The 16,803-nt window shown below is 42.8% G+C and carries 18 protein-coding genes, 12 tRNA genes and 1 rRNA gene; 29 read left to right on the forward strand and 2 right to left on the reverse strand.

The window, feature by feature from the left end:
• Positions 1-284: 284 nt before the first annotated feature.
• Positions 285-902 (reverse strand): rhomboid family intramembrane serine protease, encoded by a 618-nt coding sequence (locus tag EV207_RS16285; protein ID WP_132747221.1) that lies wholly within the window; start codon positions 900-902, stop codon positions 285-287.
• A gap of 93 nt (positions 903-995) precedes the next feature.
• On the opposite strand from EV207_RS16285, the gene acpS reads away from it, so the two are divergent.
• The 15 genes from acpS to EV207_RS16360 all read left to right on the forward strand — a co-directional run bounded on the left by acpS (position 996) and on the right by EV207_RS16360 (position 13,611).
• On the forward strand, positions 996-1,358 hold the full coding sequence (gene acpS / locus EV207_RS16290) for a holo-ACP synthase (RefSeq protein ID WP_132747222.1): 363 nt from the start codon (positions 996-998) through the stop codon (positions 1,356-1,358).
• A 56-nt stretch (positions 1,359-1,414) separates the two neighbouring features.
• The gene (locus EV207_RS16295) at positions 1,415-2,923 is read left to right on the forward strand and encodes an NAD(P)H-hydrate dehydratase (protein WP_132747223.1); all 1,509 of its coding nucleotides are present in this window, start codon (positions 1,415-1,417) and stop codon (positions 2,921-2,923) included.
• Between the two features lie 50 nt (positions 2,924-2,973).
• Positions 2,974-3,978, forward strand: coding sequence for a LolA family protein (locus tag EV207_RS16300; protein ID WP_243647115.1), 1,005 nt, complete (start codon positions 2,974-2,976; stop codon positions 3,976-3,978).
• Positions 3,979-4,286: 308 nt separating this feature from the next.
• Complete coding sequence (alr, locus tag EV207_RS16305) at positions 4,287-5,468, forward strand: alanine racemase (RefSeq protein ID WP_132747224.1); 1,182 nt, start codon at positions 4,287-4,289, stop codon at positions 5,466-5,468.
• Positions 5,469-5,644: 176 nt separating this feature from the next.
• Entirely contained in the window at positions 5,645-5,923 is a 279-nt protein-coding gene (locus EV207_RS16310) for an antitoxin (protein WP_132747225.1), read from the forward strand.
• A gap of 5 nt (positions 5,924-5,928) precedes the next feature.
• Positions 5,929-6,279 (forward strand): type II toxin-antitoxin system PemK/MazF family toxin, encoded by a 351-nt coding sequence (locus EV207_RS16315; protein ID WP_132747226.1) that lies wholly within the window; start codon positions 5,929-5,931, stop codon positions 6,277-6,279.
• Between the two features lie 180 nt (positions 6,280-6,459).
• Positions 6,460-7,290, forward strand: coding sequence for an STAS domain-containing protein (locus EV207_RS23760; RefSeq protein WP_279389201.1), 831 nt, complete (start codon positions 6,460-6,462; stop codon positions 7,288-7,290).
• On the forward strand, positions 7,287-7,643 hold the full coding sequence (locus EV207_RS16325; RefSeq protein ID WP_132747228.1) for an STAS domain-containing protein: 357 nt from the start codon (positions 7,287-7,289) through the stop codon (positions 7,641-7,643). Before EV207_RS23760 ends, EV207_RS16325 begins: the two co-directional genes overlap by 4 nt.
• 3 nt (positions 7,644-7,646) lie before the next feature.
• The gene (locus tag EV207_RS16330; RefSeq protein ID WP_132747229.1) at positions 7,647-8,048 is read left to right on the forward strand and encodes an anti-sigma regulatory factor; all 402 of its coding nucleotides are present in this window, start codon (positions 7,647-7,649) and stop codon (positions 8,046-8,048) included.
• Between the two features lie 22 nt (positions 8,049-8,070).
• On the forward strand, positions 8,071-9,072 hold the full coding sequence (locus EV207_RS16335) for a PP2C family protein-serine/threonine phosphatase (protein WP_132747230.1): 1,002 nt from the start codon (positions 8,071-8,073) through the stop codon (positions 9,070-9,072).
• A 64-nt stretch (positions 9,073-9,136) separates the two neighbouring features.
• Complete coding sequence (locus EV207_RS16340) at positions 9,137-9,472, forward strand: STAS domain-containing protein (protein WP_132747231.1); 336 nt, start codon at positions 9,137-9,139, stop codon at positions 9,470-9,472.
• The gene (gene rsbW, locus EV207_RS16345) at positions 9,469-9,951 is read left to right on the forward strand and encodes an anti-sigma B factor RsbW (RefSeq protein WP_132747232.1); all 483 of its coding nucleotides are present in this window, start codon (positions 9,469-9,471) and stop codon (positions 9,949-9,951) included. The genes EV207_RS16340 and rsbW overlap by 4 nt, the downstream gene beginning before the upstream one ends.
• Complete coding sequence (gene sigB, locus EV207_RS16350; protein WP_132747233.1) at positions 9,920-10,702, forward strand: RNA polymerase sigma factor SigB; 783 nt, start codon at positions 9,920-9,922, stop codon at positions 10,700-10,702. Before rsbW ends, sigB begins: the two co-directional genes overlap by 32 nt.
• The gene (locus EV207_RS16355) at positions 10,699-11,313 is read left to right on the forward strand and encodes a PP2C family serine/threonine-protein phosphatase (protein WP_132747234.1); all 615 of its coding nucleotides are present in this window, start codon (positions 10,699-10,701) and stop codon (positions 11,311-11,313) included. Before sigB ends, EV207_RS16355 begins: the two co-directional genes overlap by 4 nt.
• A gap of 120 nt (positions 11,314-11,433) precedes the next feature.
• Positions 11,434-13,611 carry a Tex family protein gene (locus tag EV207_RS16360; RefSeq protein ID WP_243647116.1) on the forward strand — a complete coding sequence of 726 codons (2,178 nt, stop codon included), beginning with the start codon at positions 11,434-11,436 and terminating at the stop codon, positions 13,609-13,611.
• A gap of 23 nt (positions 13,612-13,634) precedes the next feature.
• On the opposite strand, the gene cmpA is transcribed toward EV207_RS16360, so the two are convergent.
• Positions 13,635-13,748, reverse strand: a complete 114-nt coding sequence (gene cmpA, locus EV207_RS16365; protein ID WP_132747235.1) for a cortex morphogenetic protein CmpA — start codon at positions 13,746-13,748, stop codon at positions 13,635-13,637.
• Between the two features lie 170 nt (positions 13,749-13,918).
• Here cmpA and EV207_RS16370 point away from each other — a divergent pair, with 170 nt between their 5' ends.
• From EV207_RS16370 to EV207_RS16435, 14 genes are all read left to right on the forward strand, one after another.
• Positions 13,919-14,383, forward strand: coding sequence for a SprT family protein (locus EV207_RS16370; protein WP_132747236.1), 465 nt, complete (start codon positions 13,919-13,921; stop codon positions 14,381-14,383).
• Between the two features lie 605 nt (positions 14,384-14,988).
• Positions 14,989-15,063, forward strand: a tRNA-Asn gene (locus EV207_RS16375).
• Positions 15,064-15,066: 3 nt separating this feature from the next.
• A tRNA-Ser gene (locus tag EV207_RS16380) sits at positions 15,067-15,158 on the forward strand.
• A 19-nt stretch (positions 15,159-15,177) separates the two neighbouring features.
• Positions 15,178-15,252 (forward strand) — tRNA-Glu (locus tag EV207_RS16385).
• A 13-nt stretch (positions 15,253-15,265) separates the two neighbouring features.
• Positions 15,266-15,341, forward strand: a tRNA-Asp gene (locus tag EV207_RS16390).
• A gap of 10 nt (positions 15,342-15,351) precedes the next feature.
• Positions 15,352-15,426 (forward strand) — tRNA-Gln (locus EV207_RS16395).
• Positions 15,427-15,644: 218 nt separating this feature from the next.
• A tRNA-Lys gene (locus EV207_RS16400) sits at positions 15,645-15,720 on the forward strand.
• A gap of 39 nt (positions 15,721-15,759) precedes the next feature.
• Positions 15,760-15,844: transfer RNA gene (locus EV207_RS16405), tRNA-Leu, on the forward strand.
• Positions 15,845-15,856: 12 nt separating this feature from the next.
• Positions 15,857-15,942 (forward strand) — tRNA-Leu (locus EV207_RS16410).
• 37 nt (positions 15,943-15,979) lie between these two features.
• A tRNA-Arg gene (locus EV207_RS16415) sits at positions 15,980-16,056 on the forward strand.
• A 4-nt stretch (positions 16,057-16,060) separates the two neighbouring features.
• Positions 16,061-16,137, forward strand: a tRNA-Pro gene (locus tag EV207_RS16420).
• 8 nt (positions 16,138-16,145) lie between these two features.
• Positions 16,146-16,219: transfer RNA gene (locus EV207_RS16425), tRNA-Gly, on the forward strand.
• Positions 16,220-16,240: 21 nt separating this feature from the next.
• Positions 16,241-16,317 (forward strand) — tRNA-Ile (locus EV207_RS16430).
• A gap of 389 nt (positions 16,318-16,706) precedes the next feature.
• A 16S ribosomal RNA gene (locus EV207_RS16435) occupies positions 16,707-16,803 on the forward strand; the annotation flags it as partial.

Raw genomic sequence — 16,803 nt, forward strand, 5'->3', positions numbered from 1 at the left:
GATGTTAGGATTTTTATCGGACCGTGGTTCCGCTATCTATTACAAAACGCTTTATTTTATGAGCGTATCGGACTGTGATTAACTGTGATTCCGTTATTCGGGAATTTAGGAGGTGATTTATGTTGATTTTTAGCAAATAACGGAATCTAAGTCCTATAACATCAAAAAAGCGTCACTTTTCGTACAAATAGCGGAATCTGAGTCCTATAATGAATGAAATTTCTATTGCAGTGTGTAAGTTCCTCCGCACCTCACCACCCTATAAATTTCGCTTCTCAAATTTATTAATAAGTATGGGGTCCCTTGACTCTGAACAACATGATTGGTGCCAAGATAAATCCACCCAATAAGCCGAATAGGTGACCCAAAATATCAATATTAGGGGTAAGAAATGTCATAATCAGGCCAAGAACAAGAATAACTGTTATGACTGTTTTATCCTGCCGGCTGATTAGATCGCGTCTCAAAGCAACCATGTAAAGATAGAAGCCGAATAACCCATAAATTGCTCCGCTTGCACCCAAATGAGAAAATTGAAGCGGCTGCATGAAATATGTAGCGATGTTGCTGATAAGCCCTGTGCCTAAATAGGCGATAATAAATTTCCATTTTCCTAGAATTAATTCCAGTGCAGGAGCAAAAAGAAACAGTGAGAAACAATTAAATAGGACATGTGAGAAAGTAATATGCAGGAAAATCGGTGTGATTAAACGCCACCATTCACCTAAGTGAATCAATAAGTTATAGCCAATGCCAAACTGGACAATGGTATAGCCTATGCCAGTCGAGAGAAACTTATCTAAAAAGAAGATAAGGTAGACAACAATATTTAATGCAAGGATAATTGAAACAACAGGATAGTGCCTAGTGAATGTTTTAAAACTTTCATTTCGGATAAACAAAAGGTAAGCCTCCTTTTTGAGCACGCATCATTAGTATAGTATAAATCAAAATCGAGTGGTTGTATCTCCACTCTTGATAAAAAGGTGAAAAAGATGATTATAGGAACAGGATTAGATGTTGTGGAGCTTGATCGAATCGTTAACCTTATTCATCATGATAAATTTATAAGCCGGATTTTAACTCCCACGGAAATAAATCTTTACATAAAGCGGACTGATAAAAGAAAGACTGAATTTCTGGCCGGCCGTTTTGCTGCTAAGGAAGCATACGCAAAGGCAAAAGGGACAGGCATCGGCAAGAATCTTTCATGGCAGGATATTGAGATAGTAAATGATATGCAAGGCAAACCCATTTTAAACGACCGAATGAATCAAGAGCAAGTCATCCATTTATCTATTACCCATACAAGAACAACCGCTGCAGCATTTGTTATTATTGAAAGCCTGTCAAGCTAGTCTGCATATTGCGGGAAGTTGTCTCATATATTTTTAATGCGCTGGGAGGGACTATTGTGCATATCGTATCACGAGAAGAGATGCAAGCCATCGACCACTATGCAATCGAAACTATTGGCTTGCAGGGCGCGATTTTAATGGAAAACGCCGGCCGTGCGATTTTCCAAAAGTTATTACCGCTTTTGAAAAAAGAGGATCGGATAGGAGTGATCATAGGTAAAGGGAACAATGGCGGAGATGGATTTGTCATAGCAAGATGCCTGATGGAAAAGTCATTTCAAACCGATGTCTGGGTCGTTCCGGCGAAAAAAGAACTGACTGGAGACGCGCAAAGTCATATGGGAATTTATTTTCGTGCAGGCGGCACCGTCCGATTTATCCAAGATGAGCATAACACTTTCCTGAAAAAAGTTAATGAGTATACGGTTGTTATTGATGCGTTGTTGGGTACGGGTGTTCACGGTGAACCCCGTTCCCCTTATCTTGGGGTGATTCAGAGCGTTAACCAGTCGCAGGCAATGGTAGCAGCAGTGGATCTGCCGAGCGGGGTTCCGGCCAATGGGGGTCAGTTTACGCACGAAGCTGTTCAGGCCGATCACACCTACACATTACAGTGCCCAAAGCTTGCCATGTATACCAAGCCTGCAGCAGCTTATTTTGGAACCAGTCATATAGTGGATATTGGCATTCCGAATATCGCATTCAGAGAACAAGAAGTTCTTCGAAGACTCTGGACGAGGGAGGATGTCCTCACATCATTGCCGAAGCGGGAAGCGTTCTCGCATAAGGGTGCGCATGGCAAAGGACTGTTAATCGCAGGTAGCACAGAAATGCCGGGCGCTGCCGCATTGGCCGCAAAGGGGGCACTTCGATCTGGAATCGGGTTATTAACAATCAGCACACCTGAGGAAATCTGGACGGCGGTTTCCACACATGCAGTTGAGGCAACATATGTATCCAGAGACGATATTCAGTTTGATCATTATGATGGGATTGCACTTGGCCCCGGGCTTGGAAGGGAAAAATCAACTGCTCATTTGGTCAAAAAGGCCCTTAGCCATGATGATATCCCATTGTTGATTGATGCAGACGGCTTGTTCCATTTAAAAAGCTATATAAAGCTATTAAAAAAGCGGCAGGCGCCGGTAGTGATTACTCCGCACCCTGGTGAGATGGCAAGACTGACCGGTCTTACTATTAAAGAAATTGAAAATAACCGGTTTCAGACAGCCAAAGCGTTTGCGGTTAACCATGGCATCTATGTTGTTTTGAAAGGGAAATATACGGTCATTTCCACACCGGATGGCAATCAGTTTGTCAATGACACAGGCAACGCCGCTCTTGCTAAAGGGGGAACCGGGGATGTCCTTACCGGGATGATTTTCGCCTTTATGTTTCAGCATCAGTCGCTCTTGTCCGCCATTTGCAATGCCGTGCATCTTCATGGGATGGTCGCCGAACACCTTACTCTGCACAGCCATTCTAAATTGGATGTTCTGGCATCCGATGTAACTCAGGCAATTCCGGTGGTGCTGCATAACTTCTATCGTGATACGGTTTGTTAAAATAGAATCCCTCCTTTGTCACCGACATGAGACAAAGGGGTTGGATAAAAGTGAAAAGAACTATGGGAATCATATTCGTGGGCATCATGTTCCTGTTTGTCTTGGCAGGATGCGGTGAAAAGTCCCAAAAAGATGTTGTGTCTGAATTAGACAAAAAGATGGATAAAATCGAGGGCTATAAAACCAAGGCGGTCATGACATTTATGCATGGGGATAAGAAGCAAAGCTACCATGCTGACATTTGGTATAAGAATCCGAATTACTACAAAGTTGTTTTAAAAGATGATAAAAAAGAAAACACACAGATGATTATCCGCAATAAAGACGGTGTCTATGTCTTAACACCCGCTTTGAACAAAAGCTATAAGTTTGAAAGCGATTGGCCGGAAAATCGCAGCCAATATTACCTCTACCAATCACTTGCAAAAGACATACTTAACGACTCCGAGCCAACTTTTGAAGCCAAAGAAAACAAGTTTATTTTTAAAACAAAAACGAATTATCCGACCAAAGAGCTTGCGTATCAGAAGATTTCATTAATGAAAGATAATTTGCGCCCGGCCTCTGTTCAGGTCATGGACAAAGATATGAATGTGGTCGTAGACATCGCATTTAAAGACTTTACCTTCAATCCTAAATTTGACAAAGATGCCTTTAACGTCAAAAAGAATATGACAAGCGCAAAGATTGATGAGCCAACTACAGCAAGTAAAGAGAATGAATTTAAAGTTTTCTATCCGACAGTAAATCTGCCAAAAACAAAGTTGGAAGAGATGACATCGGTAGGGACCGCCGGAGACAAAAAATTTATATTAAGGTATAAAGGCGACAAATCTTTTACCTTAATCGAATCAAAAAGTGAAGCGGCTAATACGAGCAAACAAGTCGCAGCGATGGGTAAGCTGGTCTACCTGGGATTTACTGTAGGGACAATGACCGACCATTCATTATCCTGGTCTAACAAAGGGATGGAATATTACTTGGCATCGGATAAATTGACAAAAGAAGAGATGCAGGCCATTGCCCGTTCTGTCAATGGCAAGGTAATTAAATAAACCTTAGTAGTACCGGCTCGAGTGACATTCACCTGAGCCTTTTTTTATTGGTTAATCGGAAAGTATAAACTTTCCGGCGCACATAAGTGCAGCCAAGCCTCTGGCTGCGCCTGTGAAAGGCTTGCCAATCGGCAAGTTTTCTTTAGTTAATCGGAAAGTATAAACTTTCCGGCGCACATAAGGGCAACTAAGCCTCTGGCTACGCCTATTAAAGGCTTGCCAATCGGCAAGTTTTCTTTATACAATGATAAGATAAACGAGAAACCTTTTAGGAATAGATTAGATGATGGACAAGGAGATATATGAAAATGGAAGTGCCTTTTTATAGAGATACATGGGCGGAGATTAATCTCGATGCGATTGAAGCTAATGTTGTGAACATGAGACAGCTGCTTCCGGTTGATACCATGGTTATGGCTGTCGTCAAGGCGAACGGCTATGGGCACGGCGCGGAAGAGGTTGCGGAAACAGCGCTTGAAGCAGGCGCCAAATGGTTGGGTGTCGCCCTTTTGGATGAAGCGGTCAGATTAAGGGTGTCAGGAATAGAGGCGCCTATTCTGGTGTTGGGGTGGACACGCCCTGAAGATGTTCATATTGCTGCAAAATACAATATTTCAATTACGGTTTTTCAGCAGGAATGGGTGCGTGAAGCGTCGAAATGTTATAAAAGTCAGCATCCCGTCTTTTTTCATCTTAAGTTTGACACTGGGATGGGGCGGTTGGGTGTGCGTGATTATTCAGAAGCTAAGGGCTTGATAGGCGAAATGAAATCGGATCCGCGTTTTATCATTGAAGGTGCATTCACACATTTTGCTACAGCTGATGAGGATAATCAGACCTATTTTAATGAGCAGTACAGCCGTTTCAAAGAGGGACTGTCATGGCTGAAGGAATTAGGGATTAATCCCAATTTGATTCATTGCGGGAACAGTGCAGCCTCATTGAAACATCCTGAAAATATGTTCAATCTCGTTCGCTTTGGCATTGCAATGTATGGGCTTTCTCCTTCAGAGGAGATGAAGCCGGGGCTTCCGTTTAAATTAGAAGAAGCCTTTAGCTTTCATAGCAGGCTGGTTCACGTCAAAAGCGTGCCTCCTAATGAAGGAATAAGCTATGGAGCCATTTACCGGACGGAGAAGGACGAATGGATTGGCACTGTTCCGGTCGGCTACGCAGACGGCTGGACGAGAAGCCTGGCAAAGGACAGCACAGTCATTGTTAGAAATAACCGGTGTCCAATTGCAGGGAAAATTTGTATGGATCAATTCATGTGCCGTCTGCCTTATGAAGTCCCTGTAGGTGAAAAGGTAACGCTTATCGGCGGCGGCCCCGACGTAAAAATCACGGTTGATGAAGTAGCCGCGAGACTTGGAACAATTAACTATGAAATTCCTTGTATGATTAGTGAACGTGTACCGAGGATATACTTTAGAAGTGGCGAAAGATTAAAAGTCAGAAACCCTCTACTGGAAACAAACGAGGAGATATAATTTTTTTCTGGGTTAAAAGGCTTATAACTTCTGAATTTATGTAAAGAATACAGGATAGAAATCTTTTTTTCTTTACCAATTATTGCTTACAAAGTATCTTTGCAATGCCTTTAGGGTAATGATATGATTGAATGTGGAATAATAATGTGTCGTAGTGATTTGTTGGAGGTGCACCTATGCCTGAATCGAATTCAAGAGAAATTGTAGTGAAGCTGCCGCATCATTTAGTAAGTGAAATGGATGGCATTGCTCAGCAGGATAACGTTAACCGGAGTGAGTTTCTTCATCGTGCAGTAAGAATGTATCTGCGGGAAAGAGGCAAACGCCAAATTCGGGAATCGATGCGCCAGGGGTATATGGAAATGGCAAAGATCAACTTACACATCGCTTCCGAAGCGTTTCAGGCTGAAGAGGAGGCCGAAGTCACCTTAGAGCGCCTTGTTAGTGGGGTGTAGGTAGGGTGATTGTAAAACGCGGCGATGTTTACTTTGCCGATCTTTCCCCGGTCGTTGGTTCAGAGCAAGGCGGTGTGCGGCCGGTCTTGATCATCCAAAACGACATCGGCAATCGTTTTAGTCCTACAGTAGTTGTGGCAGCTATTACAGCTCAAATTCAGAAGGCTAAATTACCAACGCATGTTGAAATTGATGCGAAAAAGTATGGATTTGACCGTGATTCTGTCATTTTGCTCGAACAAATTCGGACGATCGATAAACAGCGTTTGACAGATAAAATCACACATTTAGATGATGATATGATGAATCATGTTAACGAGGCAATCCAGATTAGTTTAAGTCTTGTAGACTTCTAGGAACCCGTTCTAATCCGGTGGAAGAGAAAACAATATGCATAGACATTAAAGGCATTTACCCGTATGATGGGTAGATGCCTTTGGTGTTTTTAACCTACAAAATGATTGCTTTAATGTCCAATGAATGGAATAATTATTTACAGTATATACATGAATATATATACGAAGGGAAGGGTCAAGGTGCCTGTTATTAAGTATATAAAGGACAATAAAGAAGATATTGTTACTTTATGGAAGAAACAAATGGACGAAGAGAGACCGGAATATTCAAATTACACTGTCCCACATAAAACAATGGAAACGGCAAACGAAAACTTTATTGACGTTATTTTTGATTACCTGAATGGTAATGGCGGAGAAAGTTCAGAAGGCGTCAATGTTTTTATAGAACAGATTCTTCAATTTGGCTGGCCATTAAGTTATTTAACGAGTGGTTTGCAGGTTTTTAGAAAAGTGGTCATGGATGTCATTGACAAAAATGTTACGGAAGCTAAAGACCTACTGGGATTATACAAGCGCACGGACGCCATTATAGACCCCATTTTTAACCAGTTAATAAAGGATGCAACCGAAACATGGGAGCATACCGTATCGATGCAAAAAAGCGCGTTGTTGGAATTGTCTGCACCGCTAATTCCTATAATGGAGCACATTTCCGTCATGCCGCTTATAGGGACGATCGACACGGAGCGGGCGAAGCTCATTATGGAGAACCTTCTCCAAGGTGTCATTGATCATGGAGCCGAGGTCGTCTTGATCGACATTACCGGCGTGCCCGTTGTTGATACGATGGTGGCCCATCATATCATACAAGCTTCTGAAGCGGTTCGTCTAGTTGGTTCAGAGTGTATTCTAGTCGGTATTCGCCCAGAGATTGCTCAGACAATTGTTAATCTTGGAATCGAACTTGGAGAATTTCCAACAAGAAGCACGCTTAGGAAAGGGATAGAAACCGCTTTGGAAATGACAAAGCGGAAAATAATTAATATCGCACAGGAGGATGGACAGTGAGAATTCCAATCTTGAAACTGTATGAATACCTCTTGATTACGATTCAAGTAGAGCTGGACGATCGGACCGCGATACAATTTCAAGAGGATTTACTCGATAAAATCCATGAGACCGGTGCCAAGGGTGTTGTGATCGACCTTACGACTGTTGATATGATCGATTCTTATATTGCCAAAATTCTCGATGATGTTGTAAAAATGTCCGCGCTTCTAGGTGCGAAGGTCGTATTAACCGGTATCAGACCTGCCGTAGCCATCACCCTGATTGATTTGGGGATTAATCTAAAAGGTGTCCCGACATCATTGGATCTTGAAAAAGGGCTTGAGAAACTGCAGCAGGAATTGGAGGGCTAGCGTATGGAGACCCAAGCCTCTGTGAAAATCAGAAATGAGTGGGACATCGTTCAGGCGCGTCAGCTTGGCCGTGAACTCTCAAAAGAAATGGGCTTTGGACAAGTTGATCAGGCCCGTATTACAACTGCTATCTCGGAATTAGCAAGAAACATCTATTTGTATGCCCAGAACGGGGAGATAGATGTTGAAGCTTTTGGTAAGGTGGGGCGAATCGGACTTAAAATCATTTCCACTGATCAAGGCCCGGGAATTAGTGATATCCGTCTGGTTATGCAAGACGGCTATACAACTTCCGGGGGGCTTGGAGCAGGGTTGCCCGGAGTAAAACGGTTAATGGATGATTTTAAAATTCATTCTCAGGAAGGCCGGGGAACAGAAATTGTTGCAATTAAGTGGCTCCGTTAGATAGAGAGGGGACAGGTTTCTAATGGATTATGAGATCCTATTAGAAAGATATCAGAACATGTTGTCCAATTATATTAAGGTTAGGGGAGAACGGGCCTTATATAAGGGTCAGCAGTTCAGCAGAAAGATGATTGAGCAGAACGTATCACCGGAAGAAGTCGTTAGCCTGCACATAGAGGTCCTTAATAATCTTTTACCTGACTTGGACGAAAAAATGTACGCCTCTTTAGAGTTTTTGCTTGAGGTGATGATCGGTTACGGGTTTGCTTACAGAGAGCACCAAAGTCTAAGGGACAGGCAGCAGCAGCTCGATTCAGAAATTGACATTGCGGCTAATGTCCAGCAATCACTTCTCAAAGGGAAAGTTCCTGATTGTGATTTCATCGACATTGGCGTGATCAGCCAGCCTGCCAAAAAGATGAGCGGGGATTATTATCATTTTGTAATGGATGATAATAATTGTATTAGTGTAGCTGTAGCAGATATTGTTGGAAAAGGCATCCCTGCTGCTATGTGTATGTCGATGATTAAATACTCCATGGACAGTCTGCCGGAACAACGTATGCAGCCAGGAGCCATGCTTGAAAGTCTGAACCGTGTAGTTGAACAAAATGTTGATCCAAGCATGTTCATTACAATGTTTTACGGTATTTATGACCCGCGTATTCAGGAATTCTCCTTCGCATCAGCTGGGCATGAGCCAGGTTTCTACTATTCTGCAGATAGCGATTATTTTGATGAACTGAGTGCTAAGGGGCTCGTTCTTGGTTTGTCACGAACGACGACCTATCAGGAATACGTTAAAACGGTCGGGCCGGGCGATATGATTATATTGCTCTCTGACGGTGTTACTGAGTGCCGTACGGAAAAGGGATTTATTGAACGTGAAGAAATCATTGCTATGATCCGCCGCAATATGCATCTTTCCGCTCAGAAAATTGTTGACAACGTTTTTTATGAACTCGAGAAGCTGCAAGATTTCGAGCTCAGGGATGATTTTACATTACTTGTGATGAAATTCTAAGGTTTAGGTTTTTTTGTTACGGGTAATTTACAATATAGTACTTATGGCCTTTAGGAGGTTTCTTATGAACTTGAATATTGAAAGAGCGGAAATGAATGGCAATAGATATGTTTTGACCCTTCATGGTGAAGTGGATGCTTTCACGGCTCCCGAGCTTAAGAATGAGCTTTTGCCGCTTACTGAAAAGGATCATGCAATAGTCACACTTGATTTAAGTGGAACGGAATATATGGACAGTACAGGATTAGGTGTTATTATTGCCGGCCTTAAATCAGCCAAGCAACATAATAGCAGCCTTGAAATACAAGGTATGACGCCCCGTGTTGAAAGGCTTTTTCAAATCACTGGACTAATGGAGATTCTAAAGGGTGATGAGGCAGTAAAGGGGGAACAACGATGATACAAAGTGCCGATACAATTGAATTAACCATCCCCGCAAAACCTGAATACGTCGGCATTGTCAGGCTGACAACATCGGGTGTCGCGAATAGGATGGGGTATTCCTACGATGATATTGAAGATATCAAAATTGCCGTCTCTGAAGCTTGCACAAATGCAGTCAAACATGCCTATAAGGATGTTGAAAACGGACAGATCGCCATTCGCATCGAATGTCATACAGACCGCATTGAAATTATGGTCATAGATAAGGGTGCGAGCTTTGATTATCAACAGGTTGTCGGAAAGCTAAAACCACTAGATCCTAACATGTCATTAGACCAGGTTAATGAAGGAGGGCTGGGGCTCTTCTTAATCGATACGTTAATGGACGACATAACCATTAGCAGCGAATCGGGCATTGTTGTCATGATGACCAAGTTCCTTAATAGAGACGGGGTGGATTCTTTTGCCGATAAAGTCTCAACTTCAACAGAGTGATATTAATGATTTAATTGCTTTATATCAGAAAGACCCTAAAGATGAGGCTGTGCAAAACCGGTTAATTAACCAGTATGAAAATCTGGTTATATCACTGTCCAACAAATTTTCGAAAAGCCGTGACATTCAAGAGGATCTCTTCCAGGTCGGAATGATTGGTTTACTAGCTTCATTCCGCCGTTTTGATCCTTCATTCGGCAGAAGCTTCGAGTCTTTTGCCGTGCCGACAATTGTTGGAGAAATCAAACGTTACATTCGTGACAAGACATGGAGTGTCCATGTTCCGCGCAGAATTAAGGAATTGGGTCCTAAAATCAAAAAAGCAGTGGATGTGCTGACGAATGATTTACAGAGGTCACCCAAGGTTATTGAGATTGCTGATTATCTCTCTGTTTCCGAAGAAGATATACTTGAAACGATGGAAATGGGCAAAAGCTACAATGCTTTGTCTGTCGATACGAAGATTGAAGCTGATTCTGAGGGAAGCACAGTTACACTCCTGGATTTGGTTGGCAGTCAAGAGCAGGGATATGAAACGGTTAACAAAAAGTTATTGTTGGAGAAGGTATTCCATGTGTTGTCAGAAAGGGAGAAGCAAATCCTAGAATGCACCTATTTTGAAAATTTAAGTCAAAAGGAAACCGGAGATCGTTTGGGCATATCACAAATGCATGTGTCACGGCTGCAGAGAAGAGCTTTGCAAAAGCTTCGGGAAACCTTGCCTGATGAAGGGCTTGAAAAGTTGACATGATTGAATATTATCCTTTCGATAAATTTAAAGTGTCTGCTATCCAAAAAGCCAAAAGGGACAAACCTTGTTGTGGAGACAGTTATTATGTAAAGGAAACAGATGACTATCTTATATGCGCCGTTGCTGATGGTCTTGGAAGCGGTATAGGTGCAAAGGAAGCGTCCCAAAAGGTTGTTGACACCGTTCGGAATCACCATGAACTGCCTGTTGAAACACAAATGTTAAAGGCTAATCTTTCACTTCATAATGAACGTGGAGCAGTGGTAACAATATTTAAAATTGATTACAAAAAGGGCTTGGTCACGTACTGCGGTGTTGGAAACATTAGACTGTCAATTTATCCGAAGCAGGGCAAATCAATTACACCGCTTTCGAAACCCGGTTTTTTATCAGGAAGACCTGTCCGCTTTCATGTGCAGGAATTTGCTTATCCTGAAGGCGGGCTTTTTGTTATTCATTCCGATGGTGTGAACATCCTGTCACAGCAGCTCCCGGTTATTCGGCATATCTATTCTGCTGACAGACCGGACCAAGCCGAGGATTATTTTAACGATTTAATGCAAGGCAATGGGGATGACGTGACCCTTTTGATCGGAAAGCCATTGTGTTAGGATTATAAAAATACATCAGTCTCCTTAATACAGGAGGCTGTTTTTCTTTTGTGTTGTTAACAGATGATGAGGAAAAAGGCAACTTTTGATATGATAATAACAATGAAGGAGGCGTTGGAATTGAGCCAGACAGCACTGCAAGATGGATCAACGCTGCAACAGATCGCAAATGAGCTGCAGCTTCAAATTAAAAAAGTAGAAAATGTTATCAAGCTGCTTGAAGATGATAATACAATACCTTTTATAGCGAGGTATAGGAAAGAATTGACCGGGGGGCTTGATGAGGTCCAAATTAACGCGATAAACGACAGTTGGCAATATGCTGTACAACTTGGCAAAAGGAAGGAAGAAGTCTTAAGGTTAATCGAAGAACAGGGCAAACTGACTGACGATCTTCGAAAATCAATTGAAAAATCAGTTAAGCTGCAGGAAGTGGAAGATCTTTATCGACCCTACAAACAAAAACGAAGGACGCGCGCTACTGTGGCGAAAGAAAAGGGGCTTGAACCATTGGCTGATTGGCTTCTGACTTTACCTTCTGAACCGGTTGAACCCGAGGCAGAAAAGTATTTATCGGAAGAACATGAACTGCTTCAGATTGAAGATGTGATTAAAGGGGCGGGAGACATCGTAGCGGAAAAAGTATCAGATGATCCTGAAGTAAGAAAATGGATCAGATCCAGGACTTACAAAGGCGGGTCGCTGAAGATAACCGGTAAGGAAAAAGAGAAGGATGAAAAGAAAATTTATGAAATGTACTACGAGTATGAAGAAATGATCGGAAATATAGTGCCTCATAGGGTGCTTGCAATCAACCGCGGTGAGAAGGAAGGCATTCTAAGGGTAAATGTTAAAGCTCCCGCAGACGACATTAACAGATGGCTTGATTCTTATACAATGCGAGGAAAGACAACCGCCGCGAGAGGAATCTTGACTGAAGCTGTTGAGGACGCCTACAAACGGCTGATTGCACCTTCAGTCGAACGTGAAATCCGACAATCTTTAACTGAGAAGGCTGGCGATCAGGCCATACATATTTTTTCAGAGAATCTCAAGCACCTGCTGCTTCAACCCCCAATTAAAGAAAAGGTTGTTCTTGGGGTTGATCCGGCTTACCGTACCGGCTGCAAACTTGCGGTTGTGGATGAAACGGGCAAGGTGCTGGATATATCGGTTATATACCCAACGCCGCCGAAATCAGAAACAGCGAAATCCAAAGCGCATGTTCTTGGTCTTATTGACAAATATCATATTGAAATGATCGCGATCGGAAATGGGACAGCTTCTAGAGAAACCGAAACATTTATCGCAGACGTCATTAAGGAAGTAAGTGATAAAGACATATACTATCTTATTGTCAATGAGGCGGGCGCAAGTGTCTATTCTGCATCAGCTCTTGCGAGGGAGGAGTTCCCTGATTTTAAAGTCGAGGAGCGAAGCGCTGTTTCCATTGCAAGAAGGCTTCAGGACCCGTTGGCAGAGCTTGTTAAGATTGATCCAAAATCAGTTGGTGTCGGTCAATATCAGCATGATGTTTCACAGAAGGATCTTAACGCCTCTTTAACATTCGTCGTGGAAACCGTTGTTAACCGGGTCGGCGTGAATGTTAATACTGCATCATCCTCACTTCTCCAATATGTTGCCGGCTTTTCAAAGACTGTGGCCAACAATATTATTAAAGAACGGGATAAAAACGGAAAGTACGACACGCGCGATCGGTTGAAAAATGTCCCTCGTCTTGGCGCTAAAACGTATGAACAAAGCGCAGGCTTTTTGCGGGTTACCGATGGAACTCAACCGCTCGACCGGACAGCAATCCATCCGGAAAGTTATAGTGACACTCTTAAGCTGCTGGAGAGGATTAACTGTTCATTAGAAGATTTAGGAACTGATCGTTTAAAAGAACAACTTGCAGCACTATCTTTAAAAGAAACGGCTGAGGCGATGGGGATTGGTGAACCAACTTTAAAGGATGTCATTGATGCCTTGATCCGCCCGGGACGGGACCCGCGTGAAGACATCAAAAAACCTCTATTAAAAACAGATGTTCTTGAATTAAAGGATTTAAAAGCAGGTATGCAGCTCGAAGGGACAGTAAGAAACGTTGTCGATTTTGGCGCGTTTGTTGATATAGGGGTTAAACAAGATGGACTAGTTCATATTTCGAAGTTATCGAAACAATATGTGAAACATCCATTAAATGTTGTACACGTCGGCCAGATTGTAAATGTGTGGGTGGAAAATGTCGACGAGCAAAAGGGAAGGATTGCGCTATCTATGTTGCCTCCAAATGAATAAAGGGTAGAAAAAGGCACTGTTTGCTACGAACAGTGCCTTTCCTGATAAAAGAACCAACATTGATTGAGTAATTTAATTTGATAACGGTCTTTTTTATAGTAAGCTTCTCTTAACTGCTTTTTAAACCAAAAAGGCATCCGGTGAAAAACCTCCTTTTCAGTTGCTTTATTGTTAATTTATGTAGGAGTGCCTGTATAAAGTGCCCAAAATTCAATGGGCCAAGGTAATTTTTACTTTAAACTTAGGTTTATACATCGAAAAAGAGAAGCCAAGTTGTCTTAAAAACGAATAAATGAGGTAATCATAAATGACTAATGATGAATTGCAACAACTGGTCGAAGAAATTTCGTTATCCCGTTTTCATCTTCCTTTTGCACATGAAGCAAGATTTAATCATCGGCTAAGAACGACCGGCGGCCGCTATCTGCTGAAAAGCCATGATATTGAATTTAATCCAAAACAATTAAAACACTATGGAAGGGAGGAGTTCATCGGGATTATTAAGCATGAGCTTTGCCATTACCATCTCCATATTCAAGGGAAAGGCTATCAGCATCGAGATCGCGATTTCAAGGAGCTCTTAGATAATGTTGGCGGTTCGAGGTACTGTCAGTTAGTCCCCGGGACAAAAAATCAAATTTCTACGAAGTATGTTTATAAATGCACCGGTTGCGGGCAAATATATAATAGAAAGCGCCGGATTAATCTGACTAAATATGTTTGTGGGAAATGCCGTGGAAAGCTTGGTCAAATTCCATTTAAAAAGGCTTGACTAAGCAATAATTGATGTGCTAAATTAATAAAGTCGCCGTAGCGAGATCGCAGTTGTTAAACGGCTTTTATAAACTTAAAAAAACTTGTTGACATTCAAAGGTACTTGTTGTATTATATTAAATGTCGCTGTTGAGATAATAAAGTATTTCCGGCACAATGTTCGAAATGCGTTTTGCGCTACATATTGCGTTTTAAAACGTTGTGATAGAAATGATTTATCGTCTAATAAGCATTACAAACATTACACTCTAAGTAGCTCAGTGACGAGCATTTGCATCTCGAATAAGCTTCGAGTTGTCTCGATGCACAAGGCTGCGAAGGATATGCTTTTAGAAGAAGAGACAGCAGACATCTTCGAATAATATTCCACAGTAGCTCAGTGACGAGCATTTGCATCTCGGATAAGCTTCGAGTTGTCTCGATGCACAAAGCTGCGGAGAATATGCTTTTAGAAGAAGAGACAGCAGACATCTTCGAATAATATTCCACAGTAGCTCAGTGACGAGCATTTGCATCTCGAATAGGCTTCGAGTTGTCTCGATGCACAAGGCTGCGAAGGATATGCTTTTAGAAGAAGAGACAGCAGACATCTTCGAATAATATTCCACAGTAGCTCAGTGGTAGAGCTATCGGCTGTTAACCGATCGGTCGCAGGTTCGAATCCTGCCTGTGGAGCCATATGGAGAAGTACCCAAGTTGGCTGAAGGGGCTCCCCTGCTAAGGGAGTAGACGGGTATCCCCGTGCGAGGGTTCGAATCCCTCCTTCTCCGCCATTTGAATCTTAATTAACGTGGCCCGTTGGTCAAGCGGTTAAGACACCGCCCTTTCACGGCGGTAACACGGGTTCGAATCCCGTACGGGTCACCATTATAATCACCACGGACCCGTGGTGTAGCGGTTAACATGCCTGCCTGTCACGCAGGAGATCGCCGGTTCGATCCCGGTCGGGTCCGCCATTTGAATTAATGGCCCATAGCCAAGCGGTAAGGCAACGGATTTTGATTCCGTCATGCGTTGGTTCGAATCCAGCTGGGCCAGCCATTCATCTTAGAATGTGCATCTTATGGAGTAAGCGAATAATTATCATTTATTTAAAGCATGAGCCATTAGCTCAGTGACGAGCATTCACATCTCGAATGAACGTCGAGTTGTCTCGAAGCACAAGCATCGAAGCAATACTTGTAGATGGAGAGACAGCCATTCATCTTAGAATGTGCATCTTATGGAGTAAGCGGATAATTATCATTTATTTAAAGCATGAGCCATTAGCTCAGTTGGTAGAGCATCTGACTTTTAATCAGAGGGTCGGAGGTTCGAGTCCTCCATGGCTCACCATCTTTACTGCTTAAGGGCGGGAAGATGAAATTTTAAATTGCGGGTGTGGCGGAATTGGCAGACGCGCTAGATTTAGGATCTAGTGTTTCGCGACGTGGGGGTTCGAGTCCCTTCACCCGCACCACATTATTTTTCTGCGGTCGTGGCGGAATGGCAGACGCGCTAGCTTGAGGGGCTAGTGGGGGAGACCCCGTGGAGGTTCGAGTCCTCTCGACCGCACCATGCTACAATTTAGCAGAAAGAATTTAATAAGAAATACGCGCCCGTAGCTCAATTGGATAGAGCGTTTGACTACGGATCAAAAGGTTAGGGGTTCGACTCCTCTCGGGCGCGCCATTAACGGGAAGTAGCTCAGCTTGGCAGAGCACTTGGTTTGGGACCAAGGGGTCGCAGGTTCAAATCCTGTCTTCCCGACCAGGAAACGCGCGGGTGTAGTTTAGTGGTAAAACAAGAGCCTTCCAAGCTCTGGTCGTGGGTTCGATTCCCATCACCCGCTCCATTTGAATTTCCCATTTTAGATGGGCCTGTAGCTCAGCTGGTTAGAGCGCACGCCTGATAAGCGTGAGGTCGGTGGTTCGAGTCCACTCAGGCCCACCATCTATGAAATATTTACCTGTTGACAGTTAGATAGATTCATAGTATGATAAGTAATTGAAACGATAAAACGCCCTCGAAAATATTTATAGATAGTGTTTTGCGAGTGGTATTAATGCTCAAAAACATCGAGTAATGTGTGTCTTTTCACAAATCGATGTTATATCGAGAAGCAACGCTCTTTGTGTCCTTGCGCAATAACATCGCGCTTCGCGTCATGTTATCACGCAAATCACAGCGTACTCGAGAAGTGGATGTTCTTTGAAAACTAAACAAAAGCCAAGCGTGATTAAAAAGGGCAACCTTTTGAATTAAACAGCTAAGGATCACAACGATTGAATGACAAGTTGCGAAGGCAACTTATTTATAACGAGACCGCATAGCGTCTCAACTATTTTGAGAGTTTGATCCTGGCTCAGGACGAACGCTGGCGGCGTGCCTAATACATGCAAGTCGAGCGCGGGAAGCAAGCTGATCCCTTCGGGGTGA

The sequence above is a fragment of the Scopulibacillus darangshiensis genome (assembly GCF_004341035.1).
GTDB lineage: Bacteria > Bacillota > Bacilli > Bacillales > Sporolactobacillaceae > Scopulibacillus > Scopulibacillus darangshiensis.

Coding starts and splice junctions, on each gene's coding strand:
- acpS (WP_132747222.1), top strand. CDS start 996: ATGATTATAGGAACAGGATTAGATGTTGTGGAGCTTGATCGAATCGTT.
- EV207_RS16335 (WP_132747230.1), top strand. CDS start 8,071: ATGGATTATGAGATCCTATTAGAAAGATATCAGAACATGTTGTCCAAT.
- cmpA (WP_132747235.1), bottom strand. CDS start 13,748: ATGCCTTTTTGGTTTAAAAAGCAGTTAAGAGAAGCTTACTATAAAAAA.
- EV207_RS16340 (WP_132747231.1), top strand. CDS start 9,137: ATGAACTTGAATATTGAAAGAGCGGAAATGAATGGCAATAGATATGTT.
- alr (WP_132747224.1), top strand. CDS start 4,287: ATGGAAGTGCCTTTTTATAGAGATACATGGGCGGAGATTAATCTCGAT.
- rsbW (WP_132747232.1), top strand. CDS start 9,469: ATGATACAAAGTGCCGATACAATTGAATTAACCATCCCCGCAAAACCT.
- EV207_RS16370 (WP_132747236.1), top strand. CDS start 13,919: ATGACTAATGATGAATTGCAACAACTGGTCGAAGAAATTTCGTTATCC.
- EV207_RS16330 (WP_132747229.1), top strand. CDS start 7,647: ATGGAGACCCAAGCCTCTGTGAAAATCAGAAATGAGTGGGACATCGTT.
- EV207_RS16310 (WP_132747225.1), top strand. CDS start 5,645: ATGCCTGAATCGAATTCAAGAGAAATTGTAGTGAAGCTGCCGCATCAT.
- EV207_RS16355 (WP_132747234.1), top strand. CDS start 10,699: ATGATTGAATATTATCCTTTCGATAAATTTAAAGTGTCTGCTATCCAA.